Origin of the sequence: Streptomyces sp. enrichment culture (assembly GCF_964273145.1) — a bacterium.
GTDB lineage: Bacteria > Actinomycetota > Actinomycetes > Streptomycetales > Streptomycetaceae > Streptomyces.
On the sequence record NZ_OZ186873.1, the window covers coordinates 3,933,316 to 3,949,088 of the forward strand.

Sequence of the window (15,773 nt, forward strand, 5' to 3'; positions counted from 1 at the left end):
GAAGGTAGAACCCGCCACTGACAATCGGCCGCGCCGATGCGTTTTGGCAGGTCAGAGCGATTGTCAGTGGTGTGGTGCACCGTGGGGCCAGATCCGAACCGGCCGAGCTGGAGGGGGACTCAGCCATGCCTGTCTCCGTGGAACCGACGCCCGTCGACCCGAACCGGGACGGGGCCGTGCCCGCGCCCGCGGACTCCGCCGCCGTCCCCGCCGGCGCGTCCGGCGCGCAGGAGCTGCGGCCGCACGCCGAGCACGCCTTCGCCGCCGAACTGGCCGCGCTGGCCGCGCGGGACGACCGGCCGCGCCCCGCCCGCTGGAAGCTGTCACCGTGGGCCGTGGCGACGTACCTGCTCGGCGGCACCCTGCCGGACGGCACGGTGATCACGCCGAAGTACGTCGGCCCGCGGCGGATCGTCGAGGTCGCCGTCGGCACGCTCGCCACCGACCGGGCCCTGCTCCTGCTCGGCGTGCCCGGCACCGCGAAGACCTGGGTGTCCGAGCACCTGGCCGCGGCGGTCAGCGGCGACTCCACCCTGCTGGTGCAGGGCACCGCCGGCACCCCGGAGGAGGCGATCCGCTACGGCTGGAACTACGCGCGGCTGCTCGCCCACGGCCCCAGCCGCGACGCCCTCGTGCCCAGCCCGGTCATGCGGGCGATGGCGGAGGGGAGGACCGCCCGGGTGGAGGAGCTGACCCGCATCCCGGCCGATGTGCAGGACACGCTCATCACCATCCTGTCGGAGAAGACGCTGCCGATACCGGAGCTGGGCCAGGAGGTGCAGGCGGTCCGCGGTTTCAACCTGATCGCCACGGCCAACGACCGCGACCGCGGCGTCAACGAACTGTCCAGCGCCCTGCGCCGCCGCTTCAACACCGTGGTGCTGCCGTTGCCGGAGAGCGCCGAGGCCGAGGTCGACATCGTCACGCGCCGCGTCGAACAGATCGGCCGCTCCCTCGACCTGCCGGCCGTGCCGGAGGGCATCGACGAGATCCGCCGCGTCGTGACCGTCTTCCGCGAACTGAGGAACGGGACGACGGCCGACGGACGCACCAGGCTGAAGTCGCCCAGCGGCACGCTGTCCACCGCCGAGGCCATCTCCGTCGTCACCCACGGCCTCGCCCTGGCCGCCCACTTCGGCGACGGCGTGCTGCGGCCGGGCGACGTCGCCGCCGGACTGCTCGGCGCCGTCGTCCGCGATCCGGCGGCCGACCGTGTCGTCTGGCAGGAGTACCTGGAGACGGTGGTCCGCGAGCGGGACGGCTGGAAGGACTTCTACCGCGCCTGCCGGGAGGTGAGCGCGTGACGTCCCGGCCGGTGGGGCCGGCGGCCGGCCGGCGGCGTGAGGCGGACGCGGAGGCGAGGGGGACGGTGTGAAGGACGACCGCGGGGACCGCAGCGGCGGGGAAGCGGGGACGGAGCCGCTGCTGCTCGGAGTGCGTCACCACGGGCCGGGGTCGGCGCGGGCGGTGCGCGCGGCACTCGACGCGGCCCGGCCGCGGGTCGTGCTGATCGAAGGGCCGCCCGAGGCGGACCCCCTGATCCCGCTCGCCGCCGACGAGGGGATGCGGCCACCGGTCGCCCTCCTCGCCCACGCCGTCGACGATCCGGGGCGGTCGGCCTTCTGGCCGCTGGCCGGGTTCTCCCCGGAGTGGGTCGCCCTGCGCTGGGCCCTGGACAACGGCGTCCCCGCCCGCTTCATCGACCTGCCCGCCGCCCACACCCTGGCGTGGGACTCCCCGGCGGGGGGCGCGCCGGACGCGGACACCGGCACGGACACGGGCGGGGGGCACGGGCGGCCGTCCGCGGACGGTCCGCTTCCCGGCACCGACGGGGGCGGCCGGTCCCTGCCCGACGCCCGGGTCGACCCGCTGGCCGTCCTCGCCGGGACCGCCGGTCACGACGATCCCGAGCGCTGGTGGGAGGACGTCGTCGAACACCGGGGCGCGGCAGCGGGGGACGCGCTCGCCCCGTTCGCGGCGCTGGAGGAGGCCATGGGCGCGCTGCGGGAGGCGTACGGGAGCGGCGGGCGCGACCGGGACCCGGTGCGGGAGGCGCACATGCGGCTCCGGGTGCGGGCGGCGCGGCGGGAGTTCGGCGGCGGGGTGGCCGTGGTGTGCGGGGCCTGGCACGTGCCCGCGCTGCGGCGCACGCCGGCCGTCGCCGCCGACCGGGCGCTGCTGAAGGGGCTGCCCAAGGTCAAGGTGGACCTGACCTGGGTGCCGTGGACCCACCGCAGGCTGTCGCGGGCGAGCGGGTACGGGGCGGGCATCGACGCGCCCGGCTGGTACGGGCACCTGTTCGACGCGCCGGACCGGCCCGTCGAGCGGTGGCTGGCCGAAGTGGCGGGCCTGCTGCGGGAGGAGGGCCGGATGGTCTCCTCCGCCCACGTCATCGAGGCGGTGCGGCTGGCCGGGGCGCTCGCCGTGCTGCGCGGCCGGCCGCTGCCCGGGCTCGGCGAGACGACCGACGCCGTACGGGCGGTGATGTGCGAGGGGTCGGAGGTGCCGCTGGCGCTGGTGCGCGACCGGCTGGTCGTGGGCGACGTGCTGGGGGAGGTGCCGCCCGAGGCGCCCGCGGTGCCGTTGCAGCGCGACCTCGACCGGCTCCGGCGGCGGCTGCGGCTCAAGCCGGAGGCGCTGGAGCGGGAGCTGGCACTCGACCTGCGCGAGGAGACCGACGCCGGGCGCAGCAGACTGCTCCACCGGCTGCGGCTGCTCGGTGTCGCCTGGGGCGAACCGGCCGCCTCGCGCGGCAGTACGGGCACGTTCCGGGAGACGTGGCGGCTGCGCTGGGATCCGGAGCTGTCCGTGCGGGTCGCCGAGGCCGGGGTGTGGGGGACGACCGTGCTCACCGCCGCGACCGCCAAGGTGGAGGCGGACGCCGCCACCGCACGGGATCTCGCCGAGATCACCGCGCTCGCCGAGCGGTGCCTGCCGGCCGACCTGCCGCAGGCGCTTCCCACGGTGATGCGGCTCCTCGCCGAGCGGGCCGCGCTCGACACCGACGTCGGCCGTCTCGCCCGGGCCCTGCCGACCCTGGCCCGCTCCCTGCGCTACGGCGACGTGCGCGGCACGCGCACCGGGGCGCTGGCCGAGGTCGCCGCGGGCCTCGCCGAGCGGATCTTCGTCGGCCTGCCCCCGGCCTGCACCGCGCTGGACGCGGACGCGGCCGAGGAGATGCGGCGCCATGTGGACGCCGTGCACGGGGCGGTGGGGCTGCTCGGCGACGACCCCGCGCCGGGCCGCGGTGCCCTGCGCGGGCGGTGGCAGGCGGTGCTGCGGGCGCTGTCCGGGCGGGACACCGTGCCCGGCGTCATCCGGGGACGTGCCGTGCGGCTCCTGCTGGACGACGGGGCGCTGGCCCCCGACGAGGCCGAGCGGTCCATGGGGCTGGCGCTGTCGCCGGGGACACCGCCCGCGGACGCGGCCGCGTGGCTCGAGGGCTTCGTCGGCGGCGGCCCCGGCGACGGCATGCTCCTGGTCCACGACGAGCGGCTGCTGCGGCTGGTCGACACCTGGCTGACCGGCGTGCCCGCGGAGGTCTTCACCGACGTACTGCCGCTGCTGCGGCGCACCTTCTCGGCGTACGAGCCGGGTGTGCGCCGCACCCTGGGGGAACTGGTCCGGCGGGGGCCGGGGCGGTGGGGGAGCGCGGCGGCCGCCGGCCCCGGCCTGCCCGGTTTCGCGGCGGAGCTCGACGGCGAGCGCGCCGACGCCGTGCTGCCGGTGGTGCGGCTGCTGCTGGGCGGTCGGAGCGGCCCGCCCGCGACGGGCACCACCGCGGCGCAGGACACCGGCCCGCCGGGGACCCCGGCGGACCGCGGAACCGCCGGGTACGGCGGAGGCGGTGGGGACGGCGGAGCCGGCGGGAGCCACCGGGGTGACGGGGACGGCGGGGGCCGGCGGAGCGCCGGCGACGATCGTGCGGGGGCGGGCGGATGACGGGGGAGCCGGTGGACGCGGGACAGGAGCGGCTGCGGCGGTGGCGGCTCGTGCTCGGGGGCGACACGGCAGACGGCACCGGGTGCGCTCTGCGCGGGCGGGACGCCGCGATGGACAGGGCGCTCGCGGCGGTCTACGGGAAGGAGGACGGAACGCGGACCGGGCGGGACCGTCCGGCGGGACTGGGGTCCTCGGCGCCGTCCGTGGCGCGCTGGCTGGGGGACATCCGGTCGTACTTCCCCTCCTCCGTCGTCCGGGTCGTGCAACGGGACGCCATCGACCGGCTCGGCCTCGCCGCGCTCCTGACGGAACCGGAGATGCTGGAGGCCGTGGAGGCCGACGTGCACCTCGTCGGCACACTGCTGTCGCTCCACAAGGCGATGCCGGAGACGGCGAAGGAGACGGCCCGGGCCGTCGTCCGCAAGGTCGTCGAGGACCTGGAGCGGCGGCTCGCCGCACGGACCCGGGCCGCCCTCTCCGGCGCCCTGGACCGCAGCGCCCGCGTCAGCCGGCCCCGCCACCACGACATCGACTGGAACCGCACGATCGCCGCCAACCTCAAGCACTACCTGCCGGAGCACCGGACGGTCGTGCCGGAGCGGCTCGTCGGGTACGGGCGGGCGTCCCGGTCGGTGCGTAAGGAGGTCGTCCTCTGCGTCGACCAGTCGGGGTCGATGGCGGCGTCCGTGGTGTACGCCTCCGTGTTCGGAGCGGTGCTGGCGTCCATGCGGTCGATCGGCACCCGGTTCGTCGCCTTCGACACGGCGGTCGCCGACCTCACGGAGCAGCTCGACGACCCGGTCGACGTGCTGTTCGGCACCCGGCTCGGCGGTGGCACGGACATCAACCGGGCGCTGGCCTACTGCCAGTCGCGGATCACCCGGCCCACGGAGACGGTGGTGGTGCTGATCAGCGATCTCCACGAAGGGGGCATACGGGACGAGATGCTCAAGCGGGTGGCGGCGATGAAGGCGGCGGGGGTGCAGTTCGTGGCACTGCTCGCGCTGTCGGACGAGGGAGCGCCCGCGTACGACCGGGAACACGCGAGCGCGCTCGCCGCCCTGGGCGCACCGGCCTTCGCCTGCACGCCCGACCTCTTCCCGGAGGTGATGGCGGCGGCGATCGAGAAGCGTCCCCTTCCGGTACCGGACCGCATGGAAGGCACGGGAGGCATGGGAGGAACGTGAGGCACGCGCCGGTGCGCCGGCGGCGGCCGTACCCGGCAGGCAAACCGGGCATGACCGGCCATCGGTGGCAGGGGGCTTGCGCAACCTCGGGCGGTCCGTGCGAGGATCGACGCCGCTCCGGCGCAGTGCCGTGCTCCGCCGGCCGTACCGCGCGGGTCGGACCGCCAGTCCCCGCGTGCCACCCGTTCGCCCCACGGAGGACCCTTCCCCCTTGACCTGGTCAGCAGCTCCGTCCGGTGCCGCCCCGCGCAGGATGCGCCGGGCGGCCGGGCGGCGAGCGCTGCACGCGATGCTGCTGGCGGGCGGGGTGTTCGCACTCGGGCTCCTCCTCGGGGAGCGGGCGCAGGCGGCCGAGGGCCCGCTCCCGGCGGCCCCGATCGCCTCCGCCGCGGCCTCGGTGCCGGGAGCGGCAGCCGGGTCCGGAGCCGCTCCGGGTGAGCCGGCGCGCCCCGCCGCGCACGCGGGGGTCACCGTCCGGGCCCCGGGCTCCGGCGGGCCGGGGGCTCCTTCGCGGCCGCCGGCCGAGCAGGGCGTCGAAACCGTGGCCGACCGGGTCCTGGAACCCGTCGGGCGGACCGTGGAGGCGGTGACCGGCGCTCCGGGCGCGGAGCGGGTGCCGCCGCTGGAACCGCTGCCGCCCTTGCCGGACGGCCTGCCCGGCCCGCTCGACGTTCCCGGTCTGCCCGGCCTGCCTGACCTTCCTGACCTTCCTGACCTGCCTGATCTGCCCAACCTGCCTGAACTGCCCGGTCTTCCGGACGTCCCCGGCGATGCCGGGTCCCCGGCTCCCCCCGGCGGCTCCGTGGTGCCGCCCGCGCCGGAGAACCCCGTTCCGCCTGTGGCTCCCGGCCTCCCGGACCACCGGGACCACCCGCTTCCCGCGCCGTCCGGGCCGGCGGCGCAGCGAGGCGGCCCCGGACCGGCGCCGTCCGCCGACGCCCCCACCCCCGCCTCCCTGTCCGCCCCCACCCCCGTTCCCGTCTCCGCCCGGCGGGCCGACGCGCCCCCCGCGACCGCGGACCCGGCGTACCGGACCGGGTGCCACCACGCCGCGCGTGGTGCCGCCTCGCGGACCGGCGGACACCCCGCCGCCGCGCCCACCGGTCCCCTCCCCGGCGACCGGGCACCGGCCGGCGACCCGGACGGCGCGCTGGCCGGCCGGTCCGCGGCCGACAGCGGCACGCCGCGCCACGGCGACGCGCACGCCGTCATCACGAGCCCCCAGGTCCCCTTGGAACTGGTGCCCGGCGCCGTCGTGCGCACCGCCGCGGCCGAGCTCCGGGGCCGTCACCGGGACACACCCGTCCTCCCCACCTGACGCGGGCCCTTCCCGCCGTATGCCGGCGGACCGGCCGGCCCGGGCCGGCCGCGGCGGTACGCACGACGGCGCCGAAGCGATGCCGGCACCGGCCGCGGGACCCCACCGGCCCACCGGCCCACTCGCCACGGCGGCACCACCGGCCACCGGTGGCACCGGCGGCACCGAGCCGGTCACCCCGGAGTACACCGCCGGGACGCCCCGGTGAATCCGACGGCCCCTTCCGCCACCGCCGTTACCGCCGACACCGCCGTCACCGCGGTACCTGACCGGCACATCCCCCCCACCCGTACCCCACGACATCACAGACTCCGCGGACCGTCAGGCGCCGGACGAACCGAAAGCCATCGGCTCGTCCGGCCGAAACCCCGCGGATGGGAGGGCCGCCCCATTGGGGTGGGGACCGGCCTTCCGCCCTCCGGGCCCGCGCAGGGGTGCGCGGCGCTTCGGAGTTGTCCGACGGGCCTCACCGGGCCGGCCCCAACCCGGTGAGGCCCTCCACGGCCCCGGCACGCGGTGCCGGAGATCCCGGCATCATGTGACAGGTATCACCGCTCACGTGTGAGATGTGATTTAGAGAGCCCCGCCCGGCGGCGATAACCTGCGAGGCGGACATGCCGCGCGCTCGGACACCGTGTGCGCTTCCCTTGTGACACATGCGGTCGTCACGTTGCCCTTCGCGGCACGCCCACGCATCCAACGAACCGCGAGATCACTGATAGGGACGGAAGCGCGTGGACCTGTTCGAGTACCAGGCGAGGGACCTCTTCGCCAAGCACGATGTACCGGTGCTGGCCGGTGAAGTCATCGACACGCCTGAGGCGGCGCGCGAGATCACCGAGCGACTGGGCGGCAAGTCCGTCGTCAAGGCGCAGGTGAAGGTCGGTGGTCGCGGCAAGGCCGGCGGCGTGAAGCTGGCCGCCACCCCGGACGAGGCCGTCGCGCGCGCGACGGACATCCTCGGCATGGACATCAAGGGCCACACGGTCCACAAGGTGATGATCGCCGAGACCGCTCCGGAAATCGTCGAGGAGTACTACGTCTCCTTCCTCCTCGACCGTGCCAACCGCACCTTCCTCTCCATCGCCTCCGTCGAGGGCGGCATGGACATCGAGGAGGTGGCGGCCACCCGTCCGGAGGCCGTCGCCAAGACGCCGATCGACGCGATCGACGGCGTGACCGCCGAGAAGGCGCGCGAGATCGTCGAGGCCGCCAAGTTCCCGGCCGAGGTCGCCGACAAGGTGGCCGACGTGCTGGTGAAGCTGTGGGACGTCTTCATCAAGGAGGACGCCCTCCTCGTCGAGGTCAACCCGCTGGCCAAGGTCGCCTCCGGCGACGTCATCGCCCTCGACGGCAAGGTGTCGCTGGACGACAACGCCGAGTTCCGTCACCCCGACTTCGAGGAGCTCCACGACAAGGCCGCCGCCAACCCGCTCGAGGCGGCGGCCAAGGAGAAGGGCCTCAACTACGTCAAGCTCGACGGCGAGGTCGGCATCATCGGCAACGGCGCCGGTCTCGTCATGAGCACCCTGGACGTCGTGGCGTACGCCGGCGAGAAGCACGGCAACGTCAAGCCCGCCAACTTCCTGGACATCGGCGGCGGCGCCTCCGCCCAGGTCATGGCGAACGGCCTGGAGATCATCCTCGGCGACCCGGACGTCAAGTCCGTGTTCGTCAACGTCTTCGGCGGCATCACCGCCTGCGACGAGGTCGCCAACGGCATCGTCCAGGCGCTGAAGCTGCTGGAGGAGCGCGGCGAGAAGGTCGAGAAGCCGCTCGTCGTCCGCCTCGACGGCAACAACGCCGAGCTGGGCCGGAAGATCCTCACCGACGCGGACCACCCGCTGGTCCAGCGCGTCGACACCATGGACGGCGCGGCCGACAAGGCCGCCGAGCTGGCTCACGCCGCCAAGTAAGCACCTAGGACGAGGACACAACACACCATGGCTATCTGGCTCAACAAGGACAGCAAGGTCATCGTCCAGGGCATGACCGGCGCCACCGGCATGAAGCACACCAAGCTCATGCTCGGCGACGGCACCAACGTCGTGGGCGGCGTGAACCCGCGCAAGGCGGGTCAGACCGTGGACTTCGACGGCACCGAGGTACCCGTCTTCGGCACCGTCAAGGAGGCCATCGAGAAGACCGGCGCCAACGTCTCCGTCATCTTCGTGCCGGAGAAGTTCACCAAGGACGCCGTCGTCGAGGCCATCGACGCCGAGATCCCCCTCGCGGTCGTGATCACCGAGGGCATCGCCGTGCACGACACGGCCGCCTTCTGGGCGTACGCGGGCAAGAAGGGCAACAAGACCCGCATCATCGGCCCGAACTGCCCCGGCATCATCACCCCGGGCCAGTCCAACGTCGGCATCATCCCGGGCGACATCACCAAGCCGGGCCGCATCGGCCTGGTCTCGAAGTCCGGCACGCTGACGTACCAGATGATGTACGAGCTGCGCGACATCGGCTTCTCGACGGCCGTCGGCATCGGTGGCGACCCGATCATCGGCACCACCCACATCGACGCCCTGAAGGCCTTCCAGGACGACCCCGAGACCGATCTGATCGTCATGATCGGCGAGATCGGCGGCGACGCCGAGGAGCGGGCCGCGGCCTTCATCAAGGACAACGTGACCAAGCCGGTCGTCGGCTACGTCGCGGGCTTCACCGCGCCCGAGGGCAAGACCATGGGCCACGCGGGCGCCATCGTCTCCGGTTCCTCCGGCACCGCGCAGGCCAAGAAGGAGGCCCTGGAGGCGGCGGGCGTCAAGGTCGGCAAGACCCCGACCGAGACGGCCAAGCTGGCGCGCGAGATCCTCGCCGGCTGACCGGCCCCACCGCGGCACCGGCGGGCCCGCTCCCTCACCCCGGTGACGGAGCGGGCCCTTCCGCATGTCGGCGCACCCGGTCGGGACACCGGCGTGCCGGCCGGACGCGCATCGCGCCCGGCCGGCTCACCGAGCCTCCGGCACCAGCCGCTGCGGCCCGCTCTGCAGCTGCTCCCGCAGCTTGGCCCGCAGCGCCAGCTCCTCGTCCGACAGCGGCCCCGGCGCCACCCGCGGCGGAACCCCCCGCACCGCCACCCCGGGGGGCACCGGCGGCTCGTACTGCGTGGGCGCCGTCCGCAGGGTGAGCGCCGTGGTGGCGACCAGGGCGGCCGTGAAGACGACGGCGGCCCGTGTCCGCGACCGGGCCCTGCGCTCGCTGCCCCGGCGCACGGCCGGGGGGTCGGCCGCCCGGAACCGCTCGGCGGCGGCCAGCCCGGCCAGCCGACGCTGCAGCTCCCCGGGGTCCGCCAGGCCGGGCAGCCGGGCGGCGACCGCCTCCCGCGCGCGCAGCAGCCGGTTCGCCGTCGCCGGGGTGCTCGCCTCGGTCTCCGCGGCCGTCTCCGGCAGGCCGAGCCCGATCCCGTCGTACAGCAGCAGGGCGCGGCGGCGGCGGGGCGGGAGCCGCAGCAGGACGTTCATCAGGGCGCGGTCGTCGGGGTCGGCGGGCGGCGGCTCGGGGAACCGGTAGCGGGGCCGGAACCGGTGCCAGGGCGAGAGCGCGTACTCGTGCGCCACCGCCCGCACCCAGCCCGCCGGATCCCGGTCCCGGGCCACCTCCGGCCAGCGTTCCCAGGCCCGCTGGAAGGCCCGTTCGGCCGACTCGCGCGCCAGCTCCCGCCGCCCGGTCAGCACATAGGCCTGCCGCACCAGTGCGGGCACGCAGCACGCGTACAGCGCGTCGAAGGCCTGGGCGGGTGTCGGAGCGGGCGGTGGCGCGGGCGCCCCGGATCCGGTGCCGTCGGCGCGGCCGTCGGCGGGCGCGGAGCCGCCGTCGGCGCCGGCGGGCGCGGATCCGGTGCCGTCGGGAAGGGGCCCGCCGGCCACGGCGTCCGAAGCGGCCGGTTCCTCCGCGGACGCGGGGGCGGGGGCGGGCGCGTCCTCGGCGATGGGCGCGGCGCCCGCCCGCGGTGCCGTCGCCCCGCTGTCCGCGCCCCGCCGGTCGGCGGTCTTCCGGCCCGCCGCCCCGGCGGACGGCTGCCCGCCGTCCCGAGCGTCCGTCACCTCGGCCGCCCGGCCGGCGGCCAGGGCACTGAGCAGCTTCGCGTACGCCTCCCCCTCCCGGCCGTGCGGAGGGATGCGCCCCTTCTCCCACGCGCGCACCGTGTCGCGGGTGACGCCCAGCCGTTTCGCGACCTGGGTATGGGTCAGCGAGGCGGCCTCGCGCAGGCGCCGACGCGTCTTGGGGGGAGGGAGCTGGGTCACCGGGCTCTGCGTCACAGGGCGTTCCTCCGAACGCTCCGTACGTAAAGGTACATAAACGTATATTGAGCGACACGTCGGCTTTTCCCCTGTTACGCCGGGGAAGCGCGTGTCGTTGGGAGCATGGCGGGTGTGATCCAGACGACCGCCCGCCGAACGCCGTTGTCCCTCCTGCGCGCCCGGCTCCGCGACCGTCCCCCCGGACTGTCCGCGGCGCTGCTGGGCGGCGCGGCCGCGGCGGGGCTGGGCCTCGGCGCGTCCACCGTGCTCGTGATGGTGCTCTGGGTCGGCTCCCCCTACCCGGACAGCGGGCCCGGCGGCGCGCTGCACGTCGCCGCCGGGCTGTGGGTGCTGGCGCACGGGGCCGACCTGGTCCGCGCCGGCACGCTCTCCGGCGCCCCCGCGCCCGTCGGCGTCACCCCGCTGCTGCTCGTCGTGGTGCCGGCGTGGCTGATCCACCGGGCGGCACGCGACGCGGTGGACGGCGGCGTGGGCGGGGAGGACGCCGACGAGGGCCCACCGCCCGTCCCCGCGCGCATCGCGTGGACGGGCGTCGTCCTCGGCTACCTGGGCGTCGGCCTCGTCGCCGCGCTGTACGCCGGCGGCGGGGCGCTGCGGCCCTCGTGGGGAGGAGCGCTGGTCTGCCTGCCGCTGTTCGTCACGGCTGTCGCGGGCGCGGGCGTGTGGGCGGCGCACGGCCGTCCCGGCCGGCCGGTGGAGCGGCTGCTGGGCGTCCTGCCCGGCACGGCACGGCACCTGCTCGTCGGGCCGGACGGGCGCCCGGGCGTCGCGGCGCGGGCCGCCGCCGCGGGGGTGGCGGTGCTGGCCGGGGGCGGCGCGCTGCTGCTCGCGGTGTCGCTGGTGTGGCACGGCGGTGCGGCGCGGGCGGCGTTCGGGCAGCTCGCGGACGGATGGGCCGGGCGGTTCGCGGTCCTGACGCTGTGCCTGACGCTGGTGCCGAACGCGGCGGTGTGGGCCGCGGCGTACGCCCTCGGCCCCGGGTTCGCGCTCGGCGCCGGACACCTCGTCGGCCCCTCCGCCTCCGCGCCGGCCCCGCTGCTGCCGCCGTTCCCGCTGCTGGCGGCGGTCCCGGACGCGGGACCGGGCACGCCCCTGCACTGGGCGTCCGGCGTGGTGCCGCTGGCGGCCGGGGTGACGGTGGGCTGGTTCACGGGCCGCGCGGCCACCGGGGAGCCGCCCTGGGCGGCGGGGGACGGGAACGGACCGGGCGGCGCGGCGGGCCCGCGCGGACCCTGGCCCTGGCACCGGGCCGTCGCCGCCGCCGGGCTGGCGGCCCTGGTGTGCGGCGGGCTGACCGCCCTGCTCGCAGCGCTGGCGGGCGGCCCGCTCGGGACGGCCGGGCTCGCCCGCTTCGGGCCGGTGTGGTGGCAGGTCGGGGGCGTGACCCCGGCGTGGATCGCGGTGGTGGCGGTGCCGACGGCACTCGCGGTACGGGCACGGTGGCGCCGGCCGGCGAGGCGGCGGACGGGGGCGCCGACGGGCCCGGCGCCCCGCCGGGGGGTCGCACCCGCCCCGAGGGCCCGGGGCGTCTTCGCGTCCGGCGGAGCGGCCGTGGGCGGGTTCCGGGTGCCGCTCCCCCCGGGGAGGGGCCGGTTCGCGCGCGCCGGGCGCCGCGGACCGGTGGATCCCTCCCGCGAAGAGCCGCCGCGCGCCCCATGAGGCCCGGGGCGGCTCGGCGACGGGCCGGGGAAGGAGCCCGGCTCAGCTCCCGTCGCCCAGCACGCTCCGCAGCTCGTCCGGCAGCAGCCTGCTGCACGACTGCTGGGCCTCGTTGGTCAGGGCGTCGCTCCGGCAGGTGTAGTAGTCGCGGTAGACCAGCTGGGCCGTGAAGGACGTGGCGATCAGGAGGAGGGCGAGGGAGGCCGTCACCAGGCCGCTGACGGCGGCGGCGGTCTGCGGGCGGGAGCCCGCCCGGGGACCCGCGGCCCGGGCCGGGGCGCCGGGGTCCGCCGCGGCGCGGGGCTTGGCGCGCAGGGAGTCGATCCCCCAGTACAGGGCCAGGGCGCCGAGCAGCAGGGCCACGTACGGCCAGCCGAAGAGGGCGAAGAAGAAGGCCCACATGCCGCTGAGCAGCGAATAGCGGGCGCGCCGCTGGACGGGGTCCGTCGGGTCCCAGCGCGGGTCCGGGCCGCCGGCGCCCGGGCCCTTGGGGCCGGAGCCGCCGGGACGCTCGCCGAAGCCGCCGGGCGAACGGCCAGGCTGCCGGTCGCTCCACCCCCGCCCCCAGGGGGAGCCGCCGCCCGCGCCCTGCGCGCCGTCACCGCCCTCGGGGTGCCGGTGCTGCCAGGGGCGGTCCGGCGTCCCCTCCGGCGGCGGCGCGAACGGGTTGTCGTCCGGGGCCGCGCCGCCCCGCCCGCGGCCGCCCTTCTCCCCGTCCGAGGGCGCGTCGGGCGGCGAGGCGGGGCGCTCCCGCAGCAACACGCCGCTGCGCTCCCCTCCCTGCACCGACTGCTGGGGGAGCGTGAGGAGTCGCAGGCTGCGGTCCGGCATCAAATGAGCGTCTTCCCCTTGGTGAGTACGGCTTGCGTACGGCTTGCACGGCTTGTCGCGACCGGACCGGCCGGCCGGCCGGTCCGGAGCGGCCCCGGGAAACCCGAGGCCCGGTCTCGTCATCCCGTGAACGCGCGGTGCGCGGGAGGCGTTCCCGAACCGGCTCCCCCAGACGCTACCTTCCGGCCATGCCCCCGTCCCGTGGGGGCCGTCCGGGGTGCCGGTATCGTTGCTGGCGGCCGGCTGCTTCGTAGGGTTCCCCGTATCCCGGGGCGTGAAGCATTCGTACGACCGTACAAAAGGATCCGTGCGGGCCGCCGCGCGGACCGGCCGACCGTACAGACCGCTTCCCCGAGAAAGGGCCCCACCGTGGCCGCCAAGCCCGTGGCCAAGCGCCTCGTCGTGCTGGTCTCCGGATCCGGCACCAACCTCCAGGCGCTCCTCGACGAGATCGCCGCCACCGGTCCCGACACCTACGGAGCCGAGGTCGTGGCCGTCGGCGCCGACCGGGACGGCATCGAGGGGCTCGCGCGCGCCGAGCGGGCCGGGCTGCCCACCTTCGTGTGCCGGGTGAGGGACCACGCCACCCGCGAGGAGTGGGACGCGGCCCTCGCGGGGGCCGTCGCCGCCCACGAGCCGGACCTCGTCGTCTCGGCCGGGTTCATGAGGATCGTGGGGAAGGAGTTCCTCGCGCGTTTCGGCGGGCGGTTCGTCAACACCCACCCCGCCCTCCTCCCCAGTTTCCCCGGAGCCCACGGCGTGCGGGACGCGCTCGCGTACGGCGCCAAGGTCACCGGCTGCACCGTCCACTTCGTCGACGACGGCGTCGACACCGGGCCGATCATCGCGCAGGGCGTGGTGGAGATCCGGGACGAGGACGACGAGAGCGCTCTGCACGAGCGCATCAAGGAAGTCGAGCGAAGGCTGCTCGTCGATGTCGTGGGGCGGCTCGCCCGCCACGGCTACCGCATTGAGGGACGAAAGGTAGTAATCCAGTGACCGCCGACAGCAACAAGCGGCCGATTCGCCGGGCGCTCGTCAGCGTCTACGACAAGACCGGGCTGGAGGAGCTCGCGCGCGGCCTGCACGAGGCCGGCGTGGAGCTCGTCTCCACCGGCTCCACCGCCGCCCGCATCGCCGCCGCCGGCGTCCCCGTCACCAAGGTCGAGGAGCTCACCGGCTTCCCCGAGTGCCTCGACGGCCGCGTCAAGACCCTGCACCCCAAGGTCCACGCGGGCATCCTCGCCGACCTGCGCCTGGACACCCACCGGCAGCAGCTCGACGAGCTCGGCGTCGCGCCGTTCGACCTGGTCGTGGTCAACCTCTACCCGTTCCGGGAGACGGTCGCCTCGGGCGCCACCCCCGACGAGTGCGTGGAGCAGATCGACATCGGCGGCCCCTCCATGGTCCGCGCCGCCGCCAAGAACCACCCCTCCGTCGCCGTGGTCACCAGCCCCGCCCGCTACGGCGACGTCCTCGCCGCGGTGCGGGACGGCGGCTTCGACCTGGCCGCCCGCAAGCGCCTGGCCGCCGAGGCGTTCCGCCACACGGCCGCCTACGACGTGGCGGTCGCCTCCTGGTTCGCCTCCGAGTACGCCCCGGCCGACGACGCGCGGTTCCCCGACTTCCTGGGCGCCACCTGGGAGCGCGCGCACACCCTGCGCTACGGCGAGAACCCGCACCAGCCCGCAGCCCTGTACGTCTCCGGCACCGGCGGCCTCGCCGAGGCCGAGCAGCTGCACGGCAAGGAGATGTCGTACAACAACTACACGGACACGGACGCCGCCCGCCGTGCCGCGTACGACCACGCCGAGCCGTGCGTGGCGATCATCAAGCACGCCAACCCGTGCGGCATCGCGATCGGCGCGGACGTCGCCGAGGCGCACCGCAAGGCGCACGCCTGCGACCCGCTGTCCGCGTTCGGCGGCGTGATCGCCGTGAACCGGCCGGTCAGCAAGGAGATGGCCGAGCAGGTCGCGGAGATCTTCACCGAGGTCATCGTCGCGCCCGGCTACGAGGACGGCGCGCTGGAGGTCCTCACCAAGAAGAAGAACATCCGCGTGCTGCGCGCCCCCGAGGCGCCCGCCGCGCCCGTGGAGATCAAGCCGATCGACGGCGGCGCCCTGCTCCAGGTCGCCGACCGCCTCCAGGCCGACGGCGACGACCCGGCCACCTGGACCCTCGCCAGCGGCGAGGCCCTGTCCGAGGCGGAGCTGGCCGAGCTGGCGTTCGCCTGGCGGGCGTGCCGCGCGGTGAAGTCCAACGCGATCCTGCTCGCCAAGGACGGCGCCTCGGTCGGCGTCGGCATGGGCCAGGTCAACCGCGTCGACTCCTGCCGCCTGGCGGTGGAGCGGGCCGGCGAGGAGCGGGCCCGCGGCGCCTTCGCCGCCTCCGACGCCTTCTTCCCCTTCCCGGACGGCCCCGAGATCCTCATCGAGGCCGGGGTCCGCGCCATCGTCCAGCCCGGCGGCTCGATCCGCGACGAGCAGGTGATCGAGGCGGCGAAGAAGGCCGGCGTGACGATGTACCTCACCGGTACGCGCCACTTCTTCCACTGACGCCCGCCGG

Annotated in this window: 11 protein-coding genes; 9 read left to right on the forward strand and 2 right to left on the reverse strand. The window is 76.0% G+C overall.

All coding sequences use genetic code 11. The features are described 5' to 3' along the window. Positions 1 to 125: 125 nt before the first annotated feature. The 6 genes from ACSU6Z_RS17880 to sucD all read left to right on the forward strand — a co-directional run bounded on the left by ACSU6Z_RS17880 (position 126) and on the right by sucD (position 9,275). The gene (locus tag ACSU6Z_RS17880; RefSeq protein ID WP_437046849.1) at positions 126 to 1,304 is read left to right on the forward strand and encodes an ATP-binding protein; all 1,179 of its coding nucleotides are present in this window, start codon (positions 126 to 128) and stop codon (positions 1,302 to 1,304) included. A gap of 67 nt (positions 1,305 to 1,371) precedes the next feature. Further along, complete coding sequence (locus tag ACSU6Z_RS17885) at positions 1,372 to 3,942, forward strand: DUF5682 family protein (protein ID WP_437046851.1); 2,571 nt, start codon at positions 1,372 to 1,374, stop codon at positions 3,940 to 3,942. Beyond that, the gene (locus ACSU6Z_RS17890; RefSeq protein ID WP_437046852.1) at positions 3,939 to 5,129 is read left to right on the forward strand and encodes a VWA domain-containing protein; all 1,191 of its coding nucleotides are present in this window, start codon (positions 3,939 to 3,941) and stop codon (positions 5,127 to 5,129) included. Before ACSU6Z_RS17885 ends, ACSU6Z_RS17890 begins: the two co-directional genes overlap by 4 nt. 211 nt (positions 5,130 to 5,340) lie before the next feature. After that, on the forward strand, positions 5,341 to 6,447 hold the full coding sequence (locus tag ACSU6Z_RS17895; RefSeq protein ID WP_437046853.1) for a hypothetical protein: 1,107 nt from the start codon (positions 5,341 to 5,343) through the stop codon (positions 6,445 to 6,447). A gap of 734 nt (positions 6,448 to 7,181) precedes the next feature. After that, a complete protein-coding gene (gene sucC, locus ACSU6Z_RS17900; RefSeq protein ID WP_437046855.1) occupies positions 7,182 to 8,363 on the forward strand; it encodes an ADP-forming succinate--CoA ligase subunit beta in 1,182 nt (393 codons plus the stop codon). A gap of 27 nt (positions 8,364 to 8,390) precedes the next feature. Next, positions 8,391 to 9,275: a succinate--CoA ligase subunit alpha gene (gene sucD / locus ACSU6Z_RS17905; protein ID WP_437046857.1), complete on the forward strand. Its 885-nt coding sequence runs from the start codon at positions 8,391 to 8,393 to the stop codon at positions 9,273 to 9,275. Between the two features lie 126 nt (positions 9,276 to 9,401). On the opposite strand, the gene ACSU6Z_RS17910 is transcribed toward sucD, so the two are convergent. Then, positions 9,402 to 10,712, reverse strand: coding sequence for a sigma factor-like helix-turn-helix DNA-binding protein (locus tag ACSU6Z_RS17910; protein ID WP_437046859.1), 1,311 nt, complete (start codon positions 10,710 to 10,712; stop codon positions 9,402 to 9,404). 105 nt (positions 10,713 to 10,817) lie between these two features. On the opposite strand from ACSU6Z_RS17910, the gene ACSU6Z_RS17915 reads away from it, so the two are divergent. Beyond that, on the forward strand, positions 10,818 to 12,374 hold the full coding sequence (locus tag ACSU6Z_RS17915) for a cell division protein PerM (RefSeq protein ID WP_437046861.1): 1,557 nt from the start codon (positions 10,818 to 10,820) through the stop codon (positions 12,372 to 12,374). Positions 12,375 to 12,416: 42 nt separating this feature from the next. Here ACSU6Z_RS17915 and ACSU6Z_RS17920 read toward each other — a convergent pair whose 3' ends face one another. Continuing rightward, entirely contained in the window at positions 12,417 to 13,205 is a 789-nt protein-coding gene (locus ACSU6Z_RS17920) for a hypothetical protein (protein ID WP_437046863.1), read from the reverse strand. 369 nt (positions 13,206 to 13,574) lie between these two features. Between ACSU6Z_RS17920 and purN the strand changes: the two genes are divergently transcribed. Continuing rightward, positions 13,575 to 14,204 (forward strand): phosphoribosylglycinamide formyltransferase, encoded by a 630-nt coding sequence (gene purN, locus ACSU6Z_RS17925; protein WP_437046865.1) that lies wholly within the window; start codon positions 13,575 to 13,577, stop codon positions 14,202 to 14,204. After that, positions 14,201 to 15,763, forward strand: a complete 1,563-nt coding sequence (gene purH / locus ACSU6Z_RS17930) for a bifunctional phosphoribosylaminoimidazolecarboxamide formyltransferase/IMP cyclohydrolase (protein ID WP_437046867.1) — start codon at positions 14,201 to 14,203, stop codon at positions 15,761 to 15,763. Before purN ends, purH begins: the two co-directional genes overlap by 4 nt. The last annotated feature ends 10 nt before the right edge of the window (positions 15,764 to 15,773 follow it).